Source organism: Capnocytophaga bilenii (assembly GCF_017565765.1).
In the GTDB taxonomy this organism is placed as follows: Bacteria; Bacteroidota; Bacteroidia; order Flavobacteriales; family Flavobacteriaceae; genus Capnocytophaga; species Capnocytophaga bilenii.
Genome location: NZ_JAGDYP010000007.1, coordinates 146,121 through 170,637, shown reverse-complemented (window position 1 = coordinate 170,637; position 24,517 = coordinate 146,121). Strand labels below are relative to the sequence as shown.

Genomic DNA, 24,517 nt, shown 5'->3' with positions numbered 1-24,517 from the left:
ATATGAAATTAGTAGTAAACAACATCATTAAAATATACAAAGGGCGCAAAGTAGTAAAAGGAGTTTCGCTGGAAGTGAGTCAAGGCGAAATAGTGGGTTTATTAGGTCCTAATGGAGCTGGAAAAACTACCTCTTTTTATATGATAGTAGGGCTTATTAAGCCTAATGGGGGGACAATCTATTTAGATAATACAGATATTACCCAATACCCTATGTATAAACGTGCCCAAAATGGTATTGGCTACTTGGCACAAGAGGCATCTGTATTTAGAAAATTGAGTATTGAGGACAATATAAAAAGTGTATTGCAACTTACGAAACTTTCAAAGGCGGAACAACAACGCAAGACCGATGAACTAATAGAGGAATTTAGTTTAGGGCATATCCGTAAGAATCGCGGCGACTTACTTTCTGGAGGAGAACGGCGCCGTACTGAAATTGCGCGCGCTTTGGCTACCAGCCCTAAGTTTATTTTGCTTGATGAGCCTTTTGCAGGGGTAGACCCTATTGCTGTGGAGGACATTCAGCGCATTGTAGCTCAACTCAAAAATAAAAATATAGGTATTCTCATCACCGACCACAACGTACAAGAAACCCTTGCTATTACCGATCGCACTTACTTGATGTTTGAAGGAGGAATTCTAAAATCGGGGGTGCCGGAGGAGCTTGCTGCTGATAAAATGGTGAGGAAGGTATACCTTGGAAGGAATTTTGAATTGAGAAGAAAGAAAATATTGGACGATGAACCTGTGAAACAGATAGCCCACTAAGGTAGTTCTGTGATTATCAGTGTAATCAATATATTCAACTTTGTCAAACTTTCAAAGTTTGCCAAAGTGTGTAGTGGAATTGTACTATAAAAAACTTAAGAAAAATAACTAAAAACTATATATAATGAAAAATTTAGTAGATAGATTTATTAAATACATAAAAATAGACTCTCAGTCTGACCCTGAGAGTGCTACAACCCCAAGTACTGAAAAGCAATGGAATATGGCGAACCTATTGGTGGAAGAACTAAAAGCCATAGGTTTGCAAGAAGTAACCATAGATGAAAATGCTTATGTAATGGCAACTTTGCCATCAAACGTAGATTATGAAGTACCTACCATAGGCTTTATTTCACACTTTGATACTTCACCAGATTTTTCGGGTGAAAACGTAAATCCACAATTTGTAGAAAATTACGATGGGGGTGATATAGTGCTTAACAAAGAACAAAATATTGTATTATCGCCTTCTTACTTTGATGATTTGTTGCTCTACAAAGGCAATACGATTATTACCACCGATGGTACTACTCTTTTGGGTGCTGACGATAAAGCTGGTATTGCTGAAATAGTAACCGCTATGGAATACCTTGTGCAACACCCTGAAATTAAACACGGAAAAATACGAGTTGGTTTTACTCCTGATGAAGAAATAGGGCGTGGAGCACATAAATTTGATGTGAAAAAATTTGCTGCAGACTGGGCTTATACAATGGACGGCGGGCAAATAGGAGAACTTGAGTATGAAAGTTTTAATGCAGCTGGCGCTAAGATACACTTTAAAGGGAAGAGTGTGCACCCAGGAACTGCTAAAAATAAGATGGTGAACTCGATGCTTGTAGCGAATCAGTTTATTAGTGCTTTGCCTGCTGATGAGATACCAGCACGCACTGAAGGTAGGGAAGGTTTCTATCATATTACCGATATTTCTGGTGATGTAGAAAATACTGTAGTACAGCTTATTATTCGCGACCACGACCGCGACCTCTTTGAGAAACGCAAAGCTGTAGTACAGCAAATTGTAGACGATTTGAACAAACAAATTCCTAATGTGGCAGTGGCTGAAATAAAAGACCAATACTATAATATGGGTGAAAAAATAAAACCCGTGATGCACATTGTAGAGGTAGCTGAACGCGCAATGAAGGAATTGGGTATTACACCTATTACCAAACCTATTCGCGGTGGTACCGATGGTTCGCAACTGAGCTTTATGGGCTTGCCTTGTCCTAATATTTTTGCAGGCGGACATAACTTTCACGGGAAATACGAGTTTGTACCTGTAGAGAACCTTGAAAAAGCTACTGAAGTAATCATTAGAATAGCAGAATTGGTAGCGAAGAAGAATTAATTAAGAAATTAGCAGATTAGCAAATTAGCGAATTGGGAAATTGGCAAAAATGTTAATCTGCTAGTTTGTCATTAGCCATTAACCATTAAGCATATAATAATTAATGAATATAAAAAATGCCTACAATATCACATAGAGCACAAATATTGCCTCAGTCTCCTATTAGGAAACTCACTCCTTATGCTGAAAAAGCGGCGAAGGAAGGGAAAACAATTTATCACCTCAATATAGGTCAGCCAGATATAAAAACGCCTGCTATAGCTATAGAAGCTGTGAAGGAATTTACGCCTACGGTGCTGGAATACACTAAAAGTGAGGGGATAAACTCATTACGCGAAAAAGTGGTGCAATACTACCAAAAGCACGCTATAAATGTAACGACAGAGGATATTATCATTACTTGTGGAGGCTCGGAAGCACTTACCTATGTAATTGCTACTGTTGCTAATGCAGATGATGAAATTATCATTCCTGAACCTTATTATGCAAACTATATCAGTTTTTCTGAAGCTTTTGATGCGGTATGTGTGCCTATTACCTCTTCTTTTGATGATAATTTTGCCTTGCCGCCTATAGAAGAGTTTGAAAAAAAGATAACGCCCAAGACCAAAGCTTTTCTGATTTGTAACCCAGGTAATCCTACGGGCTATTTGTATTCTAAAGAAGAAATTTTGCAATTGGCTGCGATAGCTAAGAAGCACGACTTATTTTTAATATTTGATGAGGTATACCGAGAGTTTGTATATGACGGAGCCGAACACTATTCTATTATGCAAGTGGAAGGGATAGAAGAAAATGCGATAATGATAGATTCGGTATCGAAACGATTTAGTATGTGCGGAGCGCGTATAGGCTGGGTAGTTTCTAAAAATAAGGCAGTAATGAAGTCGCTATTGAAATTTGCACAGGCACGCTTGTCGCCACCTACCTATTCTCAAATAGCAGCAGAACGCGCCTTTGATGTGCCAGAACAATACTTTACAGAAGTGCTTGAAGAATATACGCATAGAAGGAATGTGCTGATAGAAGCCTTGCAAAAAGTAGAGGGGGTGCGAGTATCAAAACCTAAAGGAGCTTTTTATTGTATAGCTGAATTGCCTGTGGAAGATGCCGAAGCTTTTAGTATATGGCTTCTTGATAAATTTTCAGTAGAAAATGAGACTGTAATGCTTGCTCCTGCTGAAGGATTTTATGCTACAAAAGGCTTAGGGCGCAATCAGGTGCGTATAGCTTATGTACTTGAATGTGAGAAGATAGAACGAGCAGTATCTATTTTAGCAGCGGGACTAAAAGCCTACGCCATTTTTTCTAAAAATATATAATATTAATAGTTAGTAAGTTATAAATAATATTATAAAAAAAACATAAAAAAGTTTTTCTATTTAAAGAATTATTTGTAATTTTGAAGCGAAAAATAAGAAACTAATAATGTCAGTAAAAAAAATAGCAGTATTAACATCGGGAGGTGATGCTCCGGGAATGAACGCCGCAATACGCGCAGTAGTGCGTACTTGTGCTTATCACGGATTAGAAGTGATGGGTGTATATAGAGGCTATCAAGGGATGATAGAAGGCGACTTTAAAGAAATGAGTGCGCGTAGTGTACGCGATATTATTAATAAAGGCGGCACAATATTGAAGTCTGCACGCTCAAAAGACTTTAGGACTCCTGAGGGGCGTGCGATAGCTTATAAGAACCTTACAGCTGCTGGAGCCGATGCTTTGGTGGTAATAGGTGGAGATGGTTCTTTTACAGGGGCTCTTGCTTTTAACAAAGAGTACAATTTTCCTGTAATAGGAATACCAGGTACTATAGATAATGATATTTATGGTACTGATTACACGTTGGGCTATGATACCGCATTGAACACAGTAATAGATGCAATAGACAAAATTAGAGATACAGCGAGCTCTCATAACCGTTTGTTTTTTATAGAGGTAATGGGGCGTGATGCTGGACATATAGCTTTGAACTCGGGAATTGGGGCTGGAGCTGAAGAGATTTTAATACCAGAAGAAAATATAGGGTTACCAAAGTTACTTAAATCATTGGAAAAAAGTCGTAACTCAGGAAAAACTTCAAGTTTGGTAGTCGTAGCCGAAGGTGATAATATAGGAAAGAATGTATTTGAGCTAAAAGAATACGTAGAGGAACATCATCCGGATTATGATGTACGCGTATCGGTATTGGGGCATATGCAACGCGGAGGATCCCCTTCTTGTTTTGACAGAGTACTTGCGAGCCGTATGGGTGTGAAAGCTGTAGAATCGCTTATTGAGGGGAAAACAAATTGTATGGTGGGTATACGCAATACCAAAATGGAGCTTACACCCCTTGAAAAAGCTATCAAAGGTACTTCAAAAATTAATATGGAATTGTTGCGTGTAGCTGAAATTATGGCTACCTAATAAATGAAAAAATGTAAAACAAATAAATAGAAAAAATATGTCAGTAAAAATTGGAATTAATGGATTTGGACGTATTGGACGTCTTGTATTCCGTGCTGCTTATGAAAGAGCCGATGTAGAGATTGTAGGTATTAATGACCTTTTGGATGTAGATTACATCGCTTACTTGTTGAAATATGATTCTGTTCACGGAACTTTCAAAGGAGACGTGAAAGTAGAAAACGGACACTTAGTAGTAGACGGAAAAGTAGTGCGCATTACAGCTGAAAAAGATCCTAATAACCTTAAATGGAATGAAGTAGGTGCTGATGTAGTGGCTGAATGTACAGGTATTTTCACTACATTGGAAAAAGCACAAGCGCACATTAATGCAGGTGCTAAAAAAGTGGTTATTTCTGCGCCATCGGCAGATGCGCCTATGTTTGTAATGGGTGTAAACCACAAATCAGTAAAAGCAAGCGATACAATTGTATCTAATGCATCTTGTACAACCAACTGTTTAGCACCTATTGCTAAAGTGCTAAACGACAACTTCGGTATAGAAGAAGCGCTAATGACTACAGTACACGCTACAACAGCTACTCAGCTAACTGTTGATGGTCCTTCTAAAAAGGACTGGAGAGGTGGTCGTTCTGCTCTTTGCAACATTATCCCTTCATCAACAGGGGCTGCTAAAGCTGTTGGGAAAGTAATTCCTGAACTAAACGGTAAACTTACTGGTATGGCATTCCGCGTACCTACAGCAGACGTATCGGTAGTAGATTTAACTTTCCGCACAAAGAAAGCTACTACTCTTGATGAAATTAATGCTGCGATGAAAAAAGCATCGGAAGGTGAATTGAAAGGTATTTTGGGTTATACAGATGAGCTTGTAGTATCACAAGACTTTGTAGGTTGCAAAAACACTTCAATTTTTGATGCAAAAGCAGGTATTGGATTGAGTGCTAACTTCTTCAAAGTTGTGTCGTGGTATGATAACGAGACAGGTTATTCAAACAAATTGGTAGATTTAGCACAACACATCGCTAAATTATAGTTATTAATAAAGGTGGAGCTGCCTAAAATATTAGGTACTCCACCTTTATTACTTATAGGAAAACTTTAAAAACTGAAACGATATGATTTTAATTGTTGATAGTGGTGCTACAAAGGCGGATTGGACAGCCTTAAATAGCAAGGGTGAAAAGGTGTTTTTCACTCAAACATTGGGTTTGAACCCTGAAGTGCTTACTGAAGAAATACTCGTAGAACGTATTACAACCAATTATCAGTTGTATGAAAACCGCAATACGGTATCGGAAATTTACTTTTATGGTGCTGGTTGTGGTACTGAGCGTATTCGTTCTTTCGTAGAACGTAGTTTGGCAGGTATTTTCCGCACGGCAAAAATAGAAGTGAAAGAAGATACTTATGCAGCTGTATTTGCCACTACTAAACCTACAGATAAAGCAATTGTATGTATACTTGGTACAGGAGCTAACTGCTCTTATTGGGATGGTGAGAAACTATATCAAGCGGTAGATTCATTGGGATATATACTAATGGACGAATCAAGCGGAAACTTTTATGGCAAACGTCTTATTATAGATTACTATTTTAAGAAAATGCCGGCTGATTTGGTTCAAAAATTTGAAAACCAATACGAGCTTAACTCTGATGTTATAAAAAATCATCTTTACAAGATGCCAAACCCTAATAGTTATTTGGCTACTTTTGCAAAGTTTGTAGTAGAGAATAAAAATCACGATTATTGCCGCTCGATGGTTAAGAAGGGAATGCAACTATTTGTAGATAATTGGATTTCTCAGTACGAAGCACGTTATGAAGTGCCTATTAATTTTGTAGGAAGTATAGCATTTTTCTTGCAAGATATTTTGGAAGAGGTGTTGGCTGAAAATAACTTGAAGTTGGGTAATGTATTGCGTAAGCCTATTGATGGCTTAGTAGCATTCCACGTGAATAAGTTTTTTTAATAAGATATAAAAAAATGAGGGCAATTGAATGTTTGCCCTCATTTTTTAGAATAAACCATATAATAATCCGTCTATTTTGGTAACTATAGACGAGAAATCATCGGGGTTATTAACAAAGTCAATGTCATCAACTTCTATGATGAGTAATTTACCTTTGTTATAATCTTTGATCCACTGTTCGTAGTGTTGGTTTAGGCGGTTGAGGTAATCAATAGAGATAGAGTTTTCATACTCACGTCCTCTTTTTTGAATTTGTTTTACTAAGTTGGGGACGGAGCTTCTCAAATAGATGAGCAAATCGGGGGGACAGACTAAACGTTCCATTAGAGCGAATAGTGATTTGTAATTTTGGAAATCGCGTGTGCTCATTAGTCCCATTTCGTGTAGGTTGGGCGCAAAGATATGGGCATCTTCATATATAGTGCGGTCTTGGATAATATTGTTGCCGCGTTCTCTGAAATCTAATACTTGTCGGAATCTACTATTGAGGAAGTAGATTTGTAGGTTGAAGCTCCATCGTTCCATTTGGTGATAGAAATCATCAAGGTAAGGGTTATCGACAACATCTTCAAAATGAGCGTCCCAATGATAGTGTTTTGCTAATAGTGCAGTGAGGGTAGTTTTGCCTGCACCTATATTTCCTGCTATAGCTATGTGCATTTTATTGTAGATTTGTTGGGGTAAAGGTAGTTATTATTTTGCACATAGGGGGTATTACGCTAAAATATTTTTGCAGAAAAAAGGTAAATATTTAAAAGTCAGTGGTGTAAAAAGATATTTTTTTTGGGAGTGTTGCTTATATCACCAAAAAATTGTAGTTTTGCACCGCTATACAAATATTTTTAAAGATGAATGAAATAGATTATAAATTTGTACATAATGATTTTAGAATAAATGGTTTTCCTATAGATAGGGAGCGTTTAATCATATTGGCTGTGGCTTATGTAAAAGATGGGCTACCTTATAGGAAAGCTGTGGGTCGTTTTTTACTTGATTGGCTTGACGATAGGGATTATATAGAGGCGACTACTTCGGGCTCTACTGGGGTACCCAAACAGATACATATTAAGAAACAAAATATGGTACATTCGGCTTTGGCAACTGGAGAATATTTGGATTTATCGCCCAAGGATACAGCACTTTTGTGCTTGCCTGCCGATTTTATTGCGGGTAAAATGATGCTCATTAGGGCTATTATTTTGGGATTACATATAGATATTGTTCGTCCGTCATCAATGCCACTATCCCTTACAAGCAAAAATTATGATTTTATGGCAATGATTCCGTTACAGGCTTCAAAATCTCTTGCAGACTTGGGTAGGGTGAAGAAGGTTATCTTGGGCGGGGCATCTATTGATGGTGAATTGGAAGCTAAACTTCAGGGTATTTCGGCTGATATTTACTCTTCATATGGTATGACTGAGACAATTTCGCATATTGCAATGCGCCACGTAAACAATGAAGTAAAGCATCAAGACACCTATAAAGCAATGCCTAATGTGATGTTCAGTAAAGATGATAGGAATTGTTTGGTGATTGAAGCTCCGCTAATTTCTGATCACCCTGTGGTTACAAATGATATAGTAGATCTTATCTCGGCAACTGAATTTAAATGGTTGGGCAGGTATGACAATATCATCAATTCGGGTGGATTTAAGATATTTCCTGAAATGGTGGAGCAAAAAATAAAGAAATATATTGCTACGGATTATTTTATTACCAAAGAACAAGACGATGATTTGGGGCAACGAGCTGTATTGTATGTGCAGGGTGATGAAAAAGATTACCCTACCCTTGCTCACGATATATATATGGACAAAGATATGCTAAAATATGAGGTGCCAAGGCAAATATATTTTGTGCCAGAGTTTGTATATACTGACAATCAGAAAATTAGAAGAGAAGAAACGGTAAAAAAATACCAAAAATAGATGAAGCTAAAGAAATTTATTCCTTATATATTGCCTTATAAAAAAGATATTACGCTTAATATTTTTTTCAATATACTTTATTCACTATTTAGTGCGTTATCATTTATAGCACTTGTTCCTATGCTAGATGTGCTTTTTGCGAAAACGCAAGTGGCAAGTGAGAAACCTATATTTTCAGGTGACTGGTTTAGCTTGGGGAGTTATGCGAAGGCGTATTTGAATTATCAGGTGGAAATGATAGCACGTGGCGATACTTTTTGGGCGTTGGGAATTGTGATTGCTTTGGTAATTTCGCTATTTTTACTAAAAAATATGTTTAGCTACTTGGCGGCATTTTTTAGTACACACTTACGCAATGGTGTATTGCGGGATTTGCGCAATAATTTTTATAATAAGATTGTTAGTCAGCCGATAGCGTTTTACTCGGAACAGCGCAAAGGGGATATTATTTCGCGAATGTCGGGGGATGTAAATGAGGTGCAATACTCATTATTATCGGGATTGGAGACTTTTGTGCGTGAGCCTCTTACTATTGTATTTTCTATATTGGTGATGCTGAGTATTAGTGTGAAGCTGACCCTTTTTACATTTTTATTTATTCCTATTGCTGCTGCGGTGATTTCAAAAATAGGAAAATCGCTTAAGAGGAATTCTATAGCGGTACAGCAGGAACAAGGGAGATTTTTGTCGCTCATAGATGAAACTGTAGGGGGCTTACGTGTGATAAAGGCGTTTAATGCGGAGCCTATATTTAGCAATAAGTTTAGGGAATCTAGTAATACTTTTGCACGATTGAGCAATAAGGTTATGAATAGGCAAAACTTGGGTTCGCCAATGAGTGAATTTTTAGGTATTTTGATGATAGCTATTCTTTTGTGGTTTGGAGGCTCGCTGGTATTGGTAGATAAAACTTTAGAAGGAACGCAATTTATTGCTTTTATGGGTTTAGCTTACAATATTTTAACTCCAGCAAAGGCAATTAGCAAGGCTTCTTATGAGATAAAAAAAGGAAATGCGGCGGCAGAACGTATTTTGGAAATTTTAGAATATGACAATCCTATTAAGGAGGTAGAAAACCCTGTGGTACTTAATGATTTTACTCAGTCTATCACTTTTGACAATATAGGTTTTGGATATACAGAACAAGAGGTGCTCACAGATTTTTCATTAGAAATACCCAAGGGTAAAACAGTGGCTTTGGTGGGGCGTTCGGGTAGTGGAAAAAGTACAGTAGCCAATCTTATCACGCGTTTTTACGATGTACAACGCGGTGCTGTAAAGATTGATAACGTAGACATTAGAGATATGGCAACTGCTTCGTTACGAGGGCTCATAGGAGTAGTATCACAAGATGCGATACTTTTTAATGATACTATAAAAAATAACTTGCTGATAGGAAAGCCAGATGCTACAGAGGAGGAACTGATAAGGGCGGCTAAAATAGCGAATGCGTATGAATTTATAGTAGATTTACCGCAAGGTTTTGATACTAACATAGGTGATGCGGGGAGCAAACTGAGTGGAGGACAAAAACAACGCTTGAGTATTGCCAGAGCGGTGTTGAAAAATCCGCCGATAATGGTACTTGATGAAGCAACTTCAGCTTTGGATTCGGAAAGTGAACGTTTGGTACAATCGGCGCTTGAAAATATGATGAAAAATAGGACTTCGGTGGTTATAGCGCATAGGCTATCGACTATACAGAATGCCGACCAAATAGTGGTAATGCAAAAAGGAAGAATTATAGAGCAAGGGACGCATAGCGAATTGTTGCAAAAACAAGGAATGTATAAAAAACTTGTGGAGATGCAGTCGTTTGAGTAAATAGCATTGCTTTTGTGGGAGGAATTGACACGATAAAAAAAATATTGAAAAATATTTGGTAGAAATAAAAAATCTTAGTACTTTTGCCATTATAACTTCCGTTAGGAGGCGATTTGTTGTTTAAAATAATAAAAATATGAAATTTATAGTATCAAGTTCGTACTTACTTAAAAAGTTACAAGTATTTGGTGGTGTTATTAATAACAATAATACAATGCCGATATTGGATAACTTTTTATTTGAGCTTTCAACTAATAAGCTAACTATTTCGGCTTCAGATTTAGAAACTACTGTAAAGGGTACACTGGAGGTGGAGTCGGATTCTGAAGGGAGTATAGCTATTTCGGCAAAAATGCTGATAGATATTCTTAAAACATTTTCAGAACAACCCCTTACTTTTGTAGTGAAAGAAAATAACGTTATAGATATTAGCTCTACAACAGGTAATTACTCTTTGGCATACTTAGATGGTTCTGAATTTCCGCAGCCTGTAGCTTTGCCTGAAGCTAATAAAGTAAGTATGCTGGGCGATGTATTGGCGACAGCTATCCAAAAGACAATTTTTGCGATAGGCAATGATGATTTGCGTCCTACAATGAGTGGGGTATTGTTTCAGTTTACTCCTGAAGGGTTAGTATTTGTAGGTACAGATGCTCATAAATTGGTGAAATATGAACGTTTGGATATAAAGGCAGAGGAGGCTACAGATTTCATTATGCCTAAAAAACCATTGAATATCCTAAAAAGTATTTTATCGGGGAGCGAGACTGAAGTGACGGTAGAGTACAATGAAAGCAATGCTAAGTTTTCATTTGATAATATGGAGTTTATCTGTAGGCTTATAGATGGTAAGTATCCTAACTATGATGCTGTAATTCCTAAAGAAAATCCTAATAAATTGACGCTCAATCGCTCTCAGTTTTATAATTCGGTAAATCGTTTGTCATTGTTTTCAAACAAGACTACACACCAAATACGATTGAAAGTGGCGGGTTCAAGCCTTGTTATTTCGGCAGAAGATGTGGATTACAGCAATAAGGGTGAAGAACGATTGACTTGTAACTATCACGGTGAGGATATGGAGATAGGTTTCAACTCTAAATTCTTGAAAGAGATGATAAACAACCTCGATTCAGATGAAATAATGTTGGAAATGTCTATGCCAAATCGCGCAGGGATATTAACGCCATTAGACGGCTTGGACGAAGGCGAAAAGGTGTTGATGCTTGCGATGCCTATTATGTTGAACAACCAATAATTGAGATATTGGAAAATTGATGATATAAAGAAAAACTTTGTTCGAGGAATGCTTGAGCAAAGTTTTTTTTGTTAAAAAAGATAATATTTTGAGATAAAAATTGTATCTTTGCAGCACAAAAAGAAAAATTGATGAAGGATATTATTCATAGGCTTAAGCCTTTTATTTATATAGGTGGTCTTTACCTTTTTATATCGCTTGTACTGCGTTTGATATTTGTATATCATCCGATTACAACAGCATCATTTTCGTGGCTTGAGGTTGTAAAATTATTAGGTATAGGATTGCTTTCAGATGTGCTGATAGCAGTGCTTATCAATGCTCTATTGATGCTTTATATGCTACTAATAAGTAATAGCAAGTATAAAAATCCGTATGGATGGTTACTATTGGTGGCTTTTATAGCTTTTTTGGGGTATATTCAGTTTTATCCGAATAATATTTTTAACCAATACGGCGGGGTTATTCCTGAAATAGCATTGGCTTTTTTTGGTGTTAAGACGTTTTGCTTTGCGTTGTTGCTTATTTGGCGTAAACAGCGAGTTGTATTGCGCAATATACTATATTTTATCACTTTGGTTATATATGTTTTTGCTATAGTGATGAATGGTGTGAGTGAGTACTTTTTTTGGAATGAATTTGGAATTAGATATAATTTTATAGCTGTTGATTACCTTATTTATACCAATGAGGTAATAGGTAATATAATGGAAAGTTATCCTGTAGTACCACTTTTTTCGGTGGTTGGGGTAGTAGTAATAGCACTTACACTTTTTATTTTTGTAAAGACAAAACCTACCATAAAAGATATACCATCACTTAAACAAAAGGTAGCTTATTTACTGGTTTATAGTGTGATAGCAATTCTGGCTGTAGTAGCTCTTCCTAAGCTAAACAATCTTTCAGCAAGTAATATTTTTGCTAAAGAAATACAATCAAATGGGGTATATAAATTTTATTACGCTTTTACGCATAGTGAATTAGATTACGAACAGTTTTATCCTTCTATTGATGAAAAAGTTGCAGAAGAAACTTTGTTACAATCATTGCAAGCGGGTAGTATTGAGCGGAAAATAGTATCGCAACAGGCAGAAAAGCATTATAATGTGGTACTTATTTCGGTAGAGAGCTTGTCGGCTGAGTACTTAACTATGTATGGTAATGATGATAATCGTACGCCTTTTTTAGATGAGTTGGCAAAGAAAAGTATGTTTTTTACAAACTTATACGCTACGGGTAATCGTACGGTGCGCGGGCTTGAAGCACTTACGCTATGCTTGCCTCCTACGCCAGGGGAGAGTGTAGTGAAACGCAAGGATAATAAGGATAAATTTACTACGGGTAGTGTGTTCAGGAGTAAGGGCTATGATGTGAAGTTTTTGTATGGAGGGGATAGTTACTTTGATAATATGAAAGACTTTTTTGGTGGGAATGGCTATGATATAGTGGATAGAAGTAGTTTTTCTCCTGAAGAGGTTACTTTTGCAAATATATGGGGGGTATGCGATGAGGATATGGCAAATAAAGCTATAGCGGTGATGAATGAGCAATCAAAAACAGGCAAGCCATTTTTTAATCATTGGATGACTGTGAGCAATCATCGTCCGTTTACATATCCTGAGGGGAAAATTGATATACCTCCTACAGAAAAGAGGCGTGCTGGTGGGGTGAAATATACAGATTATGCACTGAAACGTTTTTTTGAGATGGCAGCAAAGCAGAAATGGTATAAAAATACGCTTTTTGTGGTAGTGGCTGACCATTGTGCTTCGAGTGCGGGTAGTACAGAATTACCTTTGGATGGCTATCGTATTCCGTGTTTTATCTATGCTGATTTTATACCTGCACAGAAGATAGATACCCTTGTATCTCAGATAGATGTGATGCCTACAGTGATGGGATTGTTGAACTTTAACTACACGTCTAAATTTATAGGGCAGGATGTACTAACGGCTGATTATCAGCCACGAGCTTATATAGCTACTTATCAAGATTTGGGATATTTAACACCTGAACGGCTTACTGTGATTTCGCCAGTAAAAAAGGTGCGACAGTATGATTTGCGTTTAGAGGCTGAGCAGCCTGTAGGAACGGAATATCCATTATATTACAGCCAAGAGGAGCGGAAGGATTTGGAAGAGCGGGGAGTATTGGAGTGTATAGCGAGGTATCAATCGACTTCTTATTGGCTTAAAAACCAACAATTGAATGCCAGCAAGAAATAAATTAAAAATCATTAATGACCCCATTTATGGGTTTGTGCATATACCGAGTAGCTTGGTATTTGATATTATAGAGCACCCTTATTTTCAACGCCTTAGGCGTATAAACCAAATGGGACTTTCGTTTTTGGTATTTCCAGGTGCTAAACACACGCGTTTTGAACACGTGTTGGGCTGTATGCACTTGATGCAAAAAACGGTTGAGATATTACGCTTTAAAGGGGTTACAATTACAGAAAAGGAAGCTGAGGCATTGTATATAGCAATTCTTTTGCACGATATAGGACACGGACCTTTTTCGCACGCTATGGAGCATAGTATAGTGGAAAATATATCGCACGAGGATATATCATTACTATTTATGCAACAGCTGAACAAACAATTTAATGGGAAGTTGGAGCTTGCTATTAAGATATTTACGGGAGAGTACCCGCGAAAATTTATGCATCAGCTAATTGCAAGTCAGCTGGATATTGATAGAGCTGATTACCTGAAGCGGGATAGTTTTTACACGGGTGTAGCAGAAGGGAATATCAATTCGGAACGACTGATATCAATGCTTAATGTGCGCAATGATGAATTGGTAGTAGAAGAGAAGGGATTGTACTCTGTAGAGAAATTTTTGATAGCACGGCGATTGATGTATTGGCAGGTGTATTTGCATAAAACGAGTGTGGCTGCGGAACTGATGCTCATTAGGTTGCTGACACGGGCGAAAGAACTGGTAGAGCAGGGAGAAGAGCTTAAAATGTCGGGGGTATTGTATTTTTTTGTGAGTCATAAAATATCTAATGAGAATTTTGATATAGAGGTACTTGAGAAGTTTGCTTTATTGGACGATATGGATATTTTTTCGGCAATGAAGGAATGGCAATTTCATAGTGATTGGGTGCTTTCGCAGTTGAGCCGTATGTTACTCAATAGAGATTTGCTAAAGCTAAAATTGCGAACTACAGAGTTTGAGCCAAGAAAGATAGAACGTTTGCACAAAATAGCATTACTAAAAGGACTAAAGGAGGAATATTTGAAGTACTTTGTTTTTGAAGGACAGATGAGCAATAGGGGTTATAACCCAGATAAGGAAGGAATAAAATTATTGACAAAAAATGGTAGGGTAGTGGATATACGAAAGACTGCAGAAGAGCTAAATTTGGAGGCACTTGCACAGGTAACGACTAAATATTATATTTGTTATCCTAAATAAAAAAGCTAAAAAGTAGTGATATTTGAAATAATTTTTATACTTTTGCTGCCAAATATAGTGTTATAAACGCTATAAACTGTGTTAAAACAATTGTATTGTTTTGATTATAAACTAATTAAATGAAATTTACAGCATTACAAATAGCCAATGTATTGGGGGGGGAAGTGGAAGGCAACCCAGAGACAGAAATATACAAACTTTCTAAGATAGAGGAAGGGGTACAGGGGAGTATTTCGTTTTTAGCAAACCCTAAATACAAACATTTTATATATACAACAGCTGCTTCGGTGGTGATAGTAGGGAAAGACTTTGAACCAGAGGAAGCCTTGACAACTACTTTGGTGAGAGTGGAAGACCCTTATGTTGCTTTTGCGAAATTATTGGAGTTTTACAATGAGATAAAACTGAATAAGCAGGGTATTGAACAGCCATCATTTATAGCTACTTCGGCACAATTGGGTGAGAATGTGTATATAGGAGCATTTGCATATGTGGGTGAGAATGTTCATATAGGTAATAATGTAAAGATATACCCTAATACTTACATAGGTGATAATACAACTATAGGTGATAATACAATGATATTTGCAGGTTGCAGAATATATTCGGAAACTGTGATAGGGAAAAATTGTACTTTGCACAGTGGGGTTGTATTGGGTGCTGATGGTTTTGGTTTTACGCCAAATGATGAGGGTGTATATGGCAAGGTGCCTCAGATAGGTAATGTAGTACTTGAGGACAATGTGGATATAGGGGCTAATAGTACTATAGACCGTGCGACTTTGGGTTCAACGATTATTAGGCAGGGAGTAAAATTGGATAACCAAATACAAATAGCTCATAATGTAGAGATAGGTAAAAATACTGTAATTGCTGCGCAAACAGGGATTGCAGGTTCTACAAAAGTGGGAGAAAGCTGTATGATAGGTGGACAAGTGGGTGTAGTGGGACATTTACAGATAGGCAATAGGGTAAAAATACAAGCGCAAACGGGTGTGGGACGGAATGTGAAAGATGATGAGGTTATACAGGGCTCACCTGCATTGGGGTATGCAGAATATAATAAATCATACGTGATATTCAGGAAATTGCCTGCATTATTAAAACGTATAGAAGAATTAGAAAAAAAATTAAAATAATAAATAGGTTATGATAAAGCAAAACACTTTATCTAAAGAGATTACTTTAGAAGGTATAGGATTGCACACAGGCAAGCAAGTGAAGATGGTGCTAAAACCTGCCGCTATTGATAATGGATTTACTTTTGTACGCACCGACCTCGAGGGGAACCCTGTAGTGGAGGCGGACGCTACTTACGTATCGAGTACAGAGCGTGGTACGGTACTAGAGAAAAAAGGTGTAAGGATACAGACCTGTGAACATATTTTGGCAGCCCTTGTAGGGATGGATTTGGACAACGTAATCATAGAGCTGAACTCATCGGAGCCGCCAATAATGGATGGGTCGTCTAAATATTTTGTAGAAGCTATAGAGGCTGCAGGAATTGTGGAGCAAGATGCACCACGCTATGAATATGTAGTAAAACAGGTTATTACCTATGTAAATGAGGAAACGGGTAGTGAAATAACACTGATACCTGCTGAGGAATATCAGGTTACTACTATGGTGGATTTTGGTACGAAGGTGCTGGGCACTCAAAATGCTTACTTGAATAAGTTGTCGGACTTTAAAAAGGAGATAGCTGGTGCTCGTACGTTCAGTTTCTTACACGAATTGGAGACTCTTTTAGATCACGGACTTATAAAAGGGGGTGATTTGAATAATGCTATAGTGTATGTAGATAAGGAGATTTCGGAAAGCACAATGGAGAAACTGAAAAAAATTTTTAACAAGGATAAAATTTCAGTAAAACCTAATGGAGTGCTTGATAACCTTACCTTACATTATCCTAATGAGGCTGCTCGCCATAAGCTTTTGGATGTAATTGGGGATCTTGCATTGGTGGGTGCTCGTATAAAAGGGAAAGTGATTGCTACAAAACCAGGGCACTTTACTAATACCCAATTTGCTAAAAAATTATCTAAGATTATAAAGAATGAACGCCGCAATAACGTTCCGCTAATAGATATAAACCAGCCTCCGTTGCTAAATGCAACGGATATTATGAAACTTCTGCCTCACCGTTCACCATTTTTGTTGGTAGACAAAATATTTGAGCTATCGGACAAGCACGTAGTAGGGCTAAAAAATGTAACGATGGATGAGCCTTTTTTTGTGGGGCATTTTCCTGGAGCACCTGTAATGCCAGGTGTATTGCAGATAGAGGCGATGGCACAAACGGGTGGGGTTTTAATACTAAGCACGGTACCAGACCCAGAGAACTACCTTACTTACTTTATGAAGATAGATAATGTAAAATTTAAAGTGCAAGTGGTACCAGGGGATACACTTATATTTAAGTTGGATTTGCTATCTCCTATTAGGCGAGGTATTTGCCATATGCAGGCTTATGCTTATGTGAATGGTAAGTTGGCTACAGAAGCGGAGCTTATGGCTCAAATTGTTAAAGTAAAATAAAAGATTGTATGATTCAACCATTGGCTTATGTGCACCCTGATGCTAAAATAGCGAAGAATGTAGTGATAGAGCCTTTTACTACTATTAGTAAGAATGTAGAAATAGGTGAGGGTACTTGGATAGGACCTAACGTAACCATTATGGAGGGGGCGCGTATAGGGAAAAATTGTCGTATATTTCCTGGTGCTGTAATTTCGGCTATTCCGCAGGATCTTAAATATAAAGGAGAGGAAACTACAACACATATAGGTGATAACACTACCATACGAGAATGTGTTACTATAAATAAGGGTACTGTAGATAGAATGAAGACCGTAGTGGGTGATAATTGCTTGATAATGGCATATTCGCACATTGCTCACGATTGTGTAGTGGGGAATGGTTGTATATTCTCTAATGGGACTACTCTTGCAGGGCACGTAACAATAGGTGATTTTGTGGTAATGGCAGGTATGACGGCTGTTTATCAGTTTAGTATGGTAGGCAGTTATGCTTTTGTAACGGGGGGTACGATGGTATCAAAAGATGTGCCGCCTTATGTGAAAGCAGCTCGTGATCCTATTTCATATGTAGGGGTAAACTCGATAGGGTTGCATAGGCGAGGTTTTACTGCGGAAAAGATACGTGAGATTCAGGATATTTACCGTATTATTTTTCAGAAAAAACTCTCGACTACACACGCTTTGGAATATATAGAAGCGGAGATGGAGGCAACGCTGGAACGCGATGAGATACTACAATTTATAAGACGTTCGCAACACGGGATAATGAAAGGATATAATAGTAGTAATGATTAAGATACTACGGGAAATTTGGAAATAAAAATTAAAAAATAAATAAAAAGGAATAGATAAATGGCAACAACTGCAGACATTAAGAAAGGATTGTGTATCCGTTTTAACCACGATATTTATAAGATAATTGAGTTTTTGCACGTAAAGCCAGGTAAGGGGCCTGCTTTTGTACGTACAAAACTTAAAAGTGTTACTACGGGTAAAATATTGGACAATACGTTTTCGGCAGGACACAAAATTGAGGATGTACGTGTAGAAACTCGTTCATTTCAGTATCTTTATGCTGAAGGGGATCAGTTTGTATTTATGAACAATGAGGATTATAACCAAGTGCATATTCGCAAGGATATGCTTGACTATCCTGACCTTTTGAAAGAAGGCGAGACGGTAATGGTTATCTTTAATGCTGAAGATGAGACTCCTCTTTCGGTAGAGATGCCTGCTAACGTAATACTTACAGTTACTCACGTGGAACCTGGAGTGAAAGGTAATACTGCTACTAACGCTACTAAACCTGCAACAGTAGAAACAGGTGCGGTAGTGAATGTGCCTCTTTTTATCAATGAAGGTGACCGCATCAAAGTAGAAACTGAGAAAGGTACTTATGTTGAAAGAATGAAAGACTAAATTGATAAAACATTAAATAAAAAAGAGAGGCTACCTGAAAATAATGATTTTAGGGTAGCCTCTTATTATCTTATAATTACTTATTATGCGATTTTCACAGCCTTATACACTTAAACAAATTGCGACTATCATCGGTGCTAAATACGTGGGTGATGAAAACTTTCCTGTATTTGGAATGAATGAAATACACGTGGTGCAGATGGGTGACATAGTATTTGTAGATCATCCTAAGTACTATGACAAGGCATTGGAATCAAGAGCTACAGTGATACTTATCAACAAGGAAGTGGAGTGCCCTAAAGGTAAAGCTCTTTTGATTTCGGATGATCCTTTTAGGGATTTTAATAAGCTGACTCAATATTTCAAACCTTTTGAAAGAGCTACTGCTACTATAGCACCTACGGCAACAATAGGTGAACATACAATAATACAACCAGGTGTTTTTATAGGTAATCACGTAACTATAGGCAAACATTGTGTGATACACCCGAATGTGAGTATATATGACCATTGCGAGATAGGTGATTTTGTTACGATACACGCGGGTACAGTACTGGGTGCTGATGCCTTTTATTACAAAAAACGTGCTAATGGCTACGATAAACTGAAATCGGGGGGAAGAGTGGTTATAGAAGATAATGTAGATTTGGGAGCTCTTTGCACGATTGATAGGGGTGTTACTGCTGATACTACTATCAAAAAAGGAACGAAAATTGATAATCACGTGCATATAGGGCACGATACTATAGTGGGAGAGCGCTGCTTGATAGCTTCGCAAACGGGTATTGCAGGTTGTGTGGTGATAGAAGATGATGTTACTATCTGGGGACAAGTGGGAATGACAAGTGGTATTACTATTGGTAAAAAAGCTGTTATTTTGGCACAAAGTGGAGTATCGAAGTCGTTGGAAGGTGGGCATACATACTTTGGTTATCCTGCAGGTGAGGCACGTGAGAAATACAAAGAGATGACTGCACTAAAGCAGTTGATTTCAGCAGAAAAAAAAAGTGATTAATGGGGTATTATTAACTATAAAATATTAAAAATCATTGGATTCACCTATATTACAACTTAAAGATGTATCGGTTTTTCAGAAAAATAACTTGATACTCTCTGACGTAAATCTTACTATTGGACGAGGGGAATTGGTTTATTTGATAGGGAAGACTGGTTCAGGCAAGAGTAGCCTTATCAAACTCCTTTATGGTGATTTGCCACTGCTACAAGGGCAGGGTAAGGTAGTAGGTTTCAACCTAAAAAAACTGAATGAGAACAAAATACCGCTATTAAGGCGCAGGTTGGGGGTTGTATTTCAGGATTTTAAGTTGCTTACAGACCGTAATGTGTATGATAATCTTGCATTTGTACTAAAGGCTACAGGCTGGAAAGACAAAGTGGAGATAAAGAAACGTATACAAGAAGTGTTGGCTAAAGTGAAGATGGATACTAAGGATTATAAGTTTCCTCACGAGCTATCGGGGGGGGAGCAACAGCGGGTGGCTATAGCCCGTGCGTTACTCAATGACCCTGAACTTATACTTGCTGATGAACCTACAGGAAATTTAGACCCAGAAACGAGTGTGGAGGTGATGCAAGTGCTTAAGGAAATAAATGCTGCTGGGCGCACGATATTAATGGCTACTCACGACTATGCACTGATTTTGAAGTTTCCTTCTAAAACTTTGAAGTGTGATGGAGAACACATATTTGAAGTGGTACAACGCCGTATATAAAAAACATAAAAGAACATAATTTTATAAATTACAATAATAATGAAAATAAAAATACTCGCTAATGATGGTATTTCGCCTTTAGGCAAAGATATGCTGGAAAAAAAAGGTTTTGAGGTAATTACTACTAAGGTAGCTCAAAACCAGTTGGTAGAATACATCAATAAACACGAAATTAGTGGCTTATTAGTACGTTCAGCTACACAGGTGCGTAAGGATATTATAGATGGCTGCCCTACTTTGAAACTTATTGGTAGAGGTGGAGTGGGGATGGATAATATAGATGTGGCGTATGCACAAAGTAAAAATATAGAGGTGATTAATACGCCTAACGCTTCGACTAATTCGGTAGCTGAGCTTGTTTTTGCCCATCTTTTTACGGGGGTACGTTATTTGCACGATGCTAATAGAATGATGCCTTTGGAAGGAGAGACTCAGTTTAATGAACTGAAAAAAGGTTATGCCAATGGGGTAGAATTACGTGGTAAAACGTTGGGCATTATTGGTTTTGGCAGGATAGGGCAGGCAGTAGCAAAGATAGCAATAGGCTTGGGAATGAAAGTTTTGCCTCACGATCCTTACGTGAAAGAGGCTGTTATAAACCTTTCTTTTTTTGACGGACAGGAGCTTAGCTTTAATGTTAAAACAGTTAGTAAAGATGAATTGCTTTCGCAAGCTGACTTTATAACTCTAAATAATAGTGCACAAAAAGGGTATGTAATAGATGTAGCAGAGTTTGAGAAAATGAAAGATGGGGTAGGGATAATAAACCTTGCTCGCGGAGGAGCTCTTTCGGAACAAGCTTTGTTAGAAGCCTTAGAAAGTGGTAAGGTAGCTTTTGCAGGATTGGATGTATTTGAAAATGAGCCTACGCCTTCACTACATATATTGATGCACCCACAAATATCACTTACACCGCATATAGGTGCGAGCACTACTGAGGCGCAAGACCGCATTGCTACAGAATTAGCTGAACAAATAGTAACTTTATTAAAATAATTATATACAATGGCAGAAATTTTAGACATCTTTGAAGGAGAAAACCTTCAGAAAATTGTTAATGGACTTAGTGAGAAGACTGGTATATCAACAGATAAAGTGAATACTGTGTTGGATTCGCTAAAACAAATGTTAGGAAAAGAAGAAAATGCTGGTGCTGAGCTACTAAGCAAACTAAAGGGGGGTGAACAATCTACTACTCTACAAGCTATCAGCGAAAAAACTGGTATTTCTCTTGACAATGTGAACCAAATATTCCAACACTTGCCTTCTATGTTTTCTAATTTCTTTGGAGGCAAAGACGGAGGAAGTATAGGAGATAAGCTCACCTCGTTGCTTGATAAAAACAAGGATGGAAATGTAATGGACGATATAGTGAGTGGTATAGGTAACCTTTTTAAAGGAAAATAATTACATTTTTTATACGATTGACTTTACTTTGGTAGAGTTTTTGTACCTACCAAAGTAATTTTTTGTTGCTTACGATGATAGAAAATGATGAATACTTTATGGACATAGCCCTAAATGAGGCACTTACAGCTTTTGAAGAAGGAGAAGTGCCTGTGGGAGCTGTGGTAGTAGCTGATGGTAGAATTATAGCGAGGGCTCATAATCTTACAGAACGACTAAACGATGTAACGGCTCACGCTGAGATGCAAGCTATTACGATGGCTGCAAGCTATTTAGGGGGCAAGTATCTGAAAGGTTGTACTATGTATATCACTTTGGAGCCTTGTGCAATGTGTGCTGGGGCATTGTATTGGAGCCAGCTGTCACGACTGGTGTACGGGGCAGCTGATTTGCATAGAGGATATAATGTTATGGGAGGGCTACTGCACCCTAAAACTGAAATTACAACGGGGATAAAGGCTAATGAATGTACTGAACTTATAAAACAATTTTTTATGAAGAAACGATGATGAAAGAACTTGCTCTTATACTATTTTTTTGTTTGGGGATACACTTAGTTTTTCCTCAAACAGAAGATACATTAAGAACGAGTGATACGATTCAGCGGGTATTAGACAGGGAAGTAAAAAATAGAATTTTTTACAAACGGCTTAGAGATTATTTGCAACAGCATAAGGTAACTGAAAGACTGAAAGATTTTATTGTAGTAAAGGAACAGCATTCTTTGGCTGAGGTTTCTTCTACAGAGACTGATACAATAAAAACTATTGCAGAAGCTGTTTGTGATACGTTGTCTTATCAGGGAAAAATTATTAGGAATATACTGATTACGACTTTAGACCCTTTTGGGTTTGATGAACGCGATGCTAACAAAAAACCTATCAGCAAGTTTGAACGTTATGGAAATGCGCTACATATAAAAACACGTGAGAGCACAATAAGACATTTGCTTCTTTTTAAAAAGAATCAAGCTTTGGATACGTTGCTCATCAGTGAGACAGAGCGACTGCTTAGAAATCAACGTTATGTGCGGCGGGTGTATATAGAGCCTATGCCTGTGGGGCGGTTTAAAGACTCGGTAGATGTGCATATAAGAGTGCTTGATAGTTGGACAATGTATGTGGACGGAGACCTCACGGGAAGCAGAGGCTGGACACGCTTATCTGAACGCAATCTTTTTGGGTTAGGACACGAGGCTTCATTCACCTATCAGCAGTTTTTTACGGGTATAGCTGATAGTGGTAAGGGAATGAGTTATACACTGCGGAACATCAGAAATACATATGTGAATGTGAGAGGCTCATACTATTCGGATTATGAGGGGTATTTTACGCGTTATATTTATGTGGATAGACAGCTTTATTCACCATTGGCACGATGGTCGGGGAGTGTGTCGTACTATGAAAATAGAGATGCGTATGTAGATACAATACCCAATTATAAGCCTGTGTTGTATTACAAAAGTTTTAATACTTTTGGTAGCTGGGTAAAGTCGCTTGGGGTTTCTAAAGATAAGAGTATCAATAATTTTATTATTGGGGCTACTTATCGCAATACAAGTTTTTACAGGAATAGTTTTTTATATCCGGAAGAAGATGTATATCATTCTAATGAAAATATTTTTCTTACGCAACTGAGCTTGAATAGGAGTAAATTTGTGAAAGATCGCTATATTTTCAGGAATGGTGATACGGAAGATGTGGGTACGGGGCATACTCTTTATTTAACATCGGGGGCTATATGGAAAAACCATAGAATGTTACCTTATATTTCCTTAGGATTTTCAAAAGCTTATTATGAGCGAAAGGGATATTATGCAGCAGATTTTGAGGTGGGGAGTTTTGTTCCGAAAGGAAAAATAAAAGAACTGGTGTTTCGTGCTGAAGGAACACATTTTACAAGATTGCTCAGTATAGGAGACTGGCACTTTAGGGAGTTTTTGAAGGCTTCGTTTGTTATGGGGGTTAAAGATTTTGTATATCAAGGTAGTAGGCTGAGTATTAACGAACATTATGGAATTCTTGGGTTTAATAGCAGTGAGGTGTACGGAAACAGAAAGTTGATACTAAGTTCGCAAACACAGCTTTATAGTCCATTTCAGTTTATAGGCTTTCGGGTAAGTCCATTTCTATCGGTAGATACTGCTTTTATAGGGCGTAAAGAATCACCATTTTTTAATGTAGATTTGTATTCTCGTTTTTCATTAGGATTTTATATTACTAATGATTATTTGCCTTTTGGGGCAATTCAGTTTTCACTGGCTTATTTTCCTATCATACCGGGTAATGGGAAACATATTTTTAAAATCACAGGAGATACGAACGATGATTTTAGGTTGCATAGCTTCAGCCAACGTGTACCATCGGTGGTTTCATTTAAATAAAAATACCTGACAACTTGTCCTGACAAAAAGCTATGGCAATATTTTTGCTTTTTAAATTCAAATGATTATCTTTGCACGTTTTTTTAGAAGAAT

The 24,517-nt window shown here is 37.5% G+C and carries 22 protein-coding genes; 21 read left to right on the top strand and 1 reads right to left on the bottom strand.

Going from position 1 to position 24,517, the window contains the following annotated elements; translation table 11 throughout:
- The first annotated feature begins 2 nt into the window (after positions 1 to 2).
- From lptB to J4N46_RS09875, 6 genes are all read left to right on the top strand, one after another.
- Positions 3 to 770, top strand: a complete 768-nt coding sequence (gene lptB / locus J4N46_RS09900; protein ID WP_009415476.1) for an LPS export ABC transporter ATP-binding protein — start codon at positions 3 to 5, stop codon at positions 768 to 770.
- 124 nt (positions 771 to 894) lie between these two features.
- A complete protein-coding gene (gene pepT / locus J4N46_RS09895; protein ID WP_208059152.1) occupies positions 895 to 2,121 on the top strand; it encodes a peptidase T in 1,227 nt (408 codons plus the stop codon).
- 116 nt (positions 2,122 to 2,237) lie between these two features.
- A complete protein-coding gene (locus J4N46_RS09890; RefSeq protein ID WP_208059151.1) occupies positions 2,238 to 3,443 on the top strand; it encodes a pyridoxal phosphate-dependent aminotransferase in 1,206 nt (401 codons plus the stop codon).
- 106 nt (positions 3,444 to 3,549) lie between these two features.
- Positions 3,550 to 4,530: a 6-phosphofructokinase gene (pfkA, locus tag J4N46_RS09885; protein ID WP_009415713.1), complete on the top strand. Its 981-nt coding sequence runs from the start codon at positions 3,550 to 3,552 to the stop codon at positions 4,528 to 4,530.
- Positions 4,531 to 4,567: 37 nt separating this feature from the next.
- On the top strand, positions 4,568 to 5,566 hold the full coding sequence (gene gap / locus J4N46_RS09880) for a type I glyceraldehyde-3-phosphate dehydrogenase (RefSeq protein ID WP_208059150.1): 999 nt from the start codon (positions 4,568 to 4,570) through the stop codon (positions 5,564 to 5,566).
- A gap of 82 nt (positions 5,567 to 5,648) precedes the next feature.
- Positions 5,649 to 6,503, top strand: a complete 855-nt coding sequence (locus J4N46_RS09875) for an N-acetylglucosamine kinase (RefSeq protein ID WP_208059149.1) — start codon at positions 5,649 to 5,651, stop codon at positions 6,501 to 6,503.
- 45 nt (positions 6,504 to 6,548) lie between these two features.
- Here J4N46_RS09875 and J4N46_RS09870 read toward each other — a convergent pair whose 3' ends face one another.
- Positions 6,549 to 7,163 carry a deoxynucleoside kinase gene (locus J4N46_RS09870; protein ID WP_009415716.1) on the bottom strand — a complete coding sequence of 205 codons (615 nt, stop codon included), beginning with the start codon at positions 7,161 to 7,163 and terminating at the stop codon, positions 6,549 to 6,551.
- Between the two features lie 188 nt (positions 7,164 to 7,351).
- On the opposite strand from J4N46_RS09870, the gene J4N46_RS09865 reads away from it, so the two are divergent.
- The 15 genes from J4N46_RS09865 (at position 7,352) to J4N46_RS09795 (ending at position 24,424) form a co-directional block, all read left to right on the top strand.
- Positions 7,352 to 8,434 carry an AMP-binding protein gene (locus tag J4N46_RS09865; RefSeq protein ID WP_208059148.1) on the top strand — a complete coding sequence of 361 codons (1,083 nt, stop codon included), beginning with the start codon at positions 7,352 to 7,354 and terminating at the stop codon, positions 8,432 to 8,434.
- Positions 8,435 to 10,258 (top strand): ABC transporter ATP-binding protein, encoded by a 1,824-nt coding sequence (locus J4N46_RS09860; RefSeq protein WP_208059147.1) that lies wholly within the window; start codon positions 8,435 to 8,437, stop codon positions 10,256 to 10,258.
- 136 nt (positions 10,259 to 10,394) lie between these two features.
- On the top strand, positions 10,395 to 11,516 hold the full coding sequence (gene dnaN, locus J4N46_RS09855) for a DNA polymerase III subunit beta (protein WP_009415720.1): 1,122 nt from the start codon (positions 10,395 to 10,397) through the stop codon (positions 11,514 to 11,516).
- A gap of 131 nt (positions 11,517 to 11,647) precedes the next feature.
- Complete coding sequence (locus J4N46_RS09850) at positions 11,648 to 13,741, top strand: LTA synthase family protein (RefSeq protein WP_208059146.1); 2,094 nt, start codon at positions 11,648 to 11,650, stop codon at positions 13,739 to 13,741.
- A complete protein-coding gene (locus J4N46_RS09845; protein WP_208059145.1) occupies positions 13,725 to 14,942 on the top strand; it encodes an HD domain-containing protein in 1,218 nt (405 codons plus the stop codon). Before J4N46_RS09850 ends, J4N46_RS09845 begins: the two co-directional genes overlap by 17 nt.
- A 119-nt stretch (positions 14,943 to 15,061) precedes the next feature.
- On the top strand, positions 15,062 to 16,081 hold the full coding sequence (lpxD, locus tag J4N46_RS09840) for a UDP-3-O-(3-hydroxymyristoyl)glucosamine N-acyltransferase (RefSeq protein WP_009415723.1): 1,020 nt from the start codon (positions 15,062 to 15,064) through the stop codon (positions 16,079 to 16,081).
- 10 nt (positions 16,082 to 16,091) lie between these two features.
- A complete protein-coding gene (locus J4N46_RS09835; protein WP_208059144.1) occupies positions 16,092 to 17,480 on the top strand; it encodes a bifunctional UDP-3-O-[3-hydroxymyristoyl] N-acetylglucosamine deacetylase/3-hydroxyacyl-ACP dehydratase in 1,389 nt (462 codons plus the stop codon).
- Positions 17,481 to 17,488: 8 nt separating this feature from the next.
- Positions 17,489 to 18,277: an acyl-ACP--UDP-N-acetylglucosamine O-acyltransferase gene (gene lpxA / locus J4N46_RS09830; protein WP_009415725.1), complete on the top strand. Its 789-nt coding sequence runs from the start codon at positions 17,489 to 17,491 to the stop codon at positions 18,275 to 18,277.
- A gap of 57 nt (positions 18,278 to 18,334) precedes the next feature.
- Positions 18,335 to 18,901 (top strand): elongation factor P, encoded by a 567-nt coding sequence (efp, locus tag J4N46_RS09825; RefSeq protein WP_009415726.1) that lies wholly within the window; start codon positions 18,335 to 18,337, stop codon positions 18,899 to 18,901.
- An 85-nt stretch (positions 18,902 to 18,986) separates the two neighbouring features.
- Positions 18,987 to 19,916, top strand: a complete 930-nt coding sequence (locus tag J4N46_RS09820; RefSeq protein ID WP_208059143.1) for a UDP-3-O-(3-hydroxymyristoyl)glucosamine N-acyltransferase — start codon at positions 18,987 to 18,989, stop codon at positions 19,914 to 19,916.
- Positions 19,917 to 19,950: 34 nt separating this feature from the next.
- Positions 19,951 to 20,634, top strand: coding sequence for a cell division ATP-binding protein FtsE (locus tag J4N46_RS09815; protein WP_009415728.1), 684 nt, complete (start codon positions 19,951 to 19,953; stop codon positions 20,632 to 20,634).
- Between the two features lie 39 nt (positions 20,635 to 20,673).
- The gene (locus J4N46_RS09810; protein ID WP_208059142.1) at positions 20,674 to 21,630 is read left to right on the top strand and encodes a D-2-hydroxyacid dehydrogenase; all 957 of its coding nucleotides are present in this window, start codon (positions 20,674 to 20,676) and stop codon (positions 21,628 to 21,630) included.
- Positions 21,631 to 21,639: 9 nt separating this feature from the next.
- Entirely contained in the window at positions 21,640 to 22,041 is a 402-nt protein-coding gene (locus J4N46_RS09805; protein WP_208059141.1) for a DUF937 domain-containing protein, read from the top strand.
- A gap of 74 nt (positions 22,042 to 22,115) precedes the next feature.
- Positions 22,116 to 22,550 carry a nucleoside deaminase gene (locus tag J4N46_RS09800; RefSeq protein ID WP_236013926.1) on the top strand — a complete coding sequence of 145 codons (435 nt, stop codon included), beginning with the start codon at positions 22,116 to 22,118 and terminating at the stop codon, positions 22,548 to 22,550.
- Entirely contained in the window at positions 22,547 to 24,424 is a 1,878-nt protein-coding gene (locus J4N46_RS09795) for a BamA/TamA family outer membrane protein (protein ID WP_208059140.1), read from the top strand. The genes J4N46_RS09800 and J4N46_RS09795 overlap by 4 nt, the downstream gene beginning before the upstream one ends.
- The last annotated feature ends 93 nt before the right edge of the window (positions 24,425 to 24,517 follow it).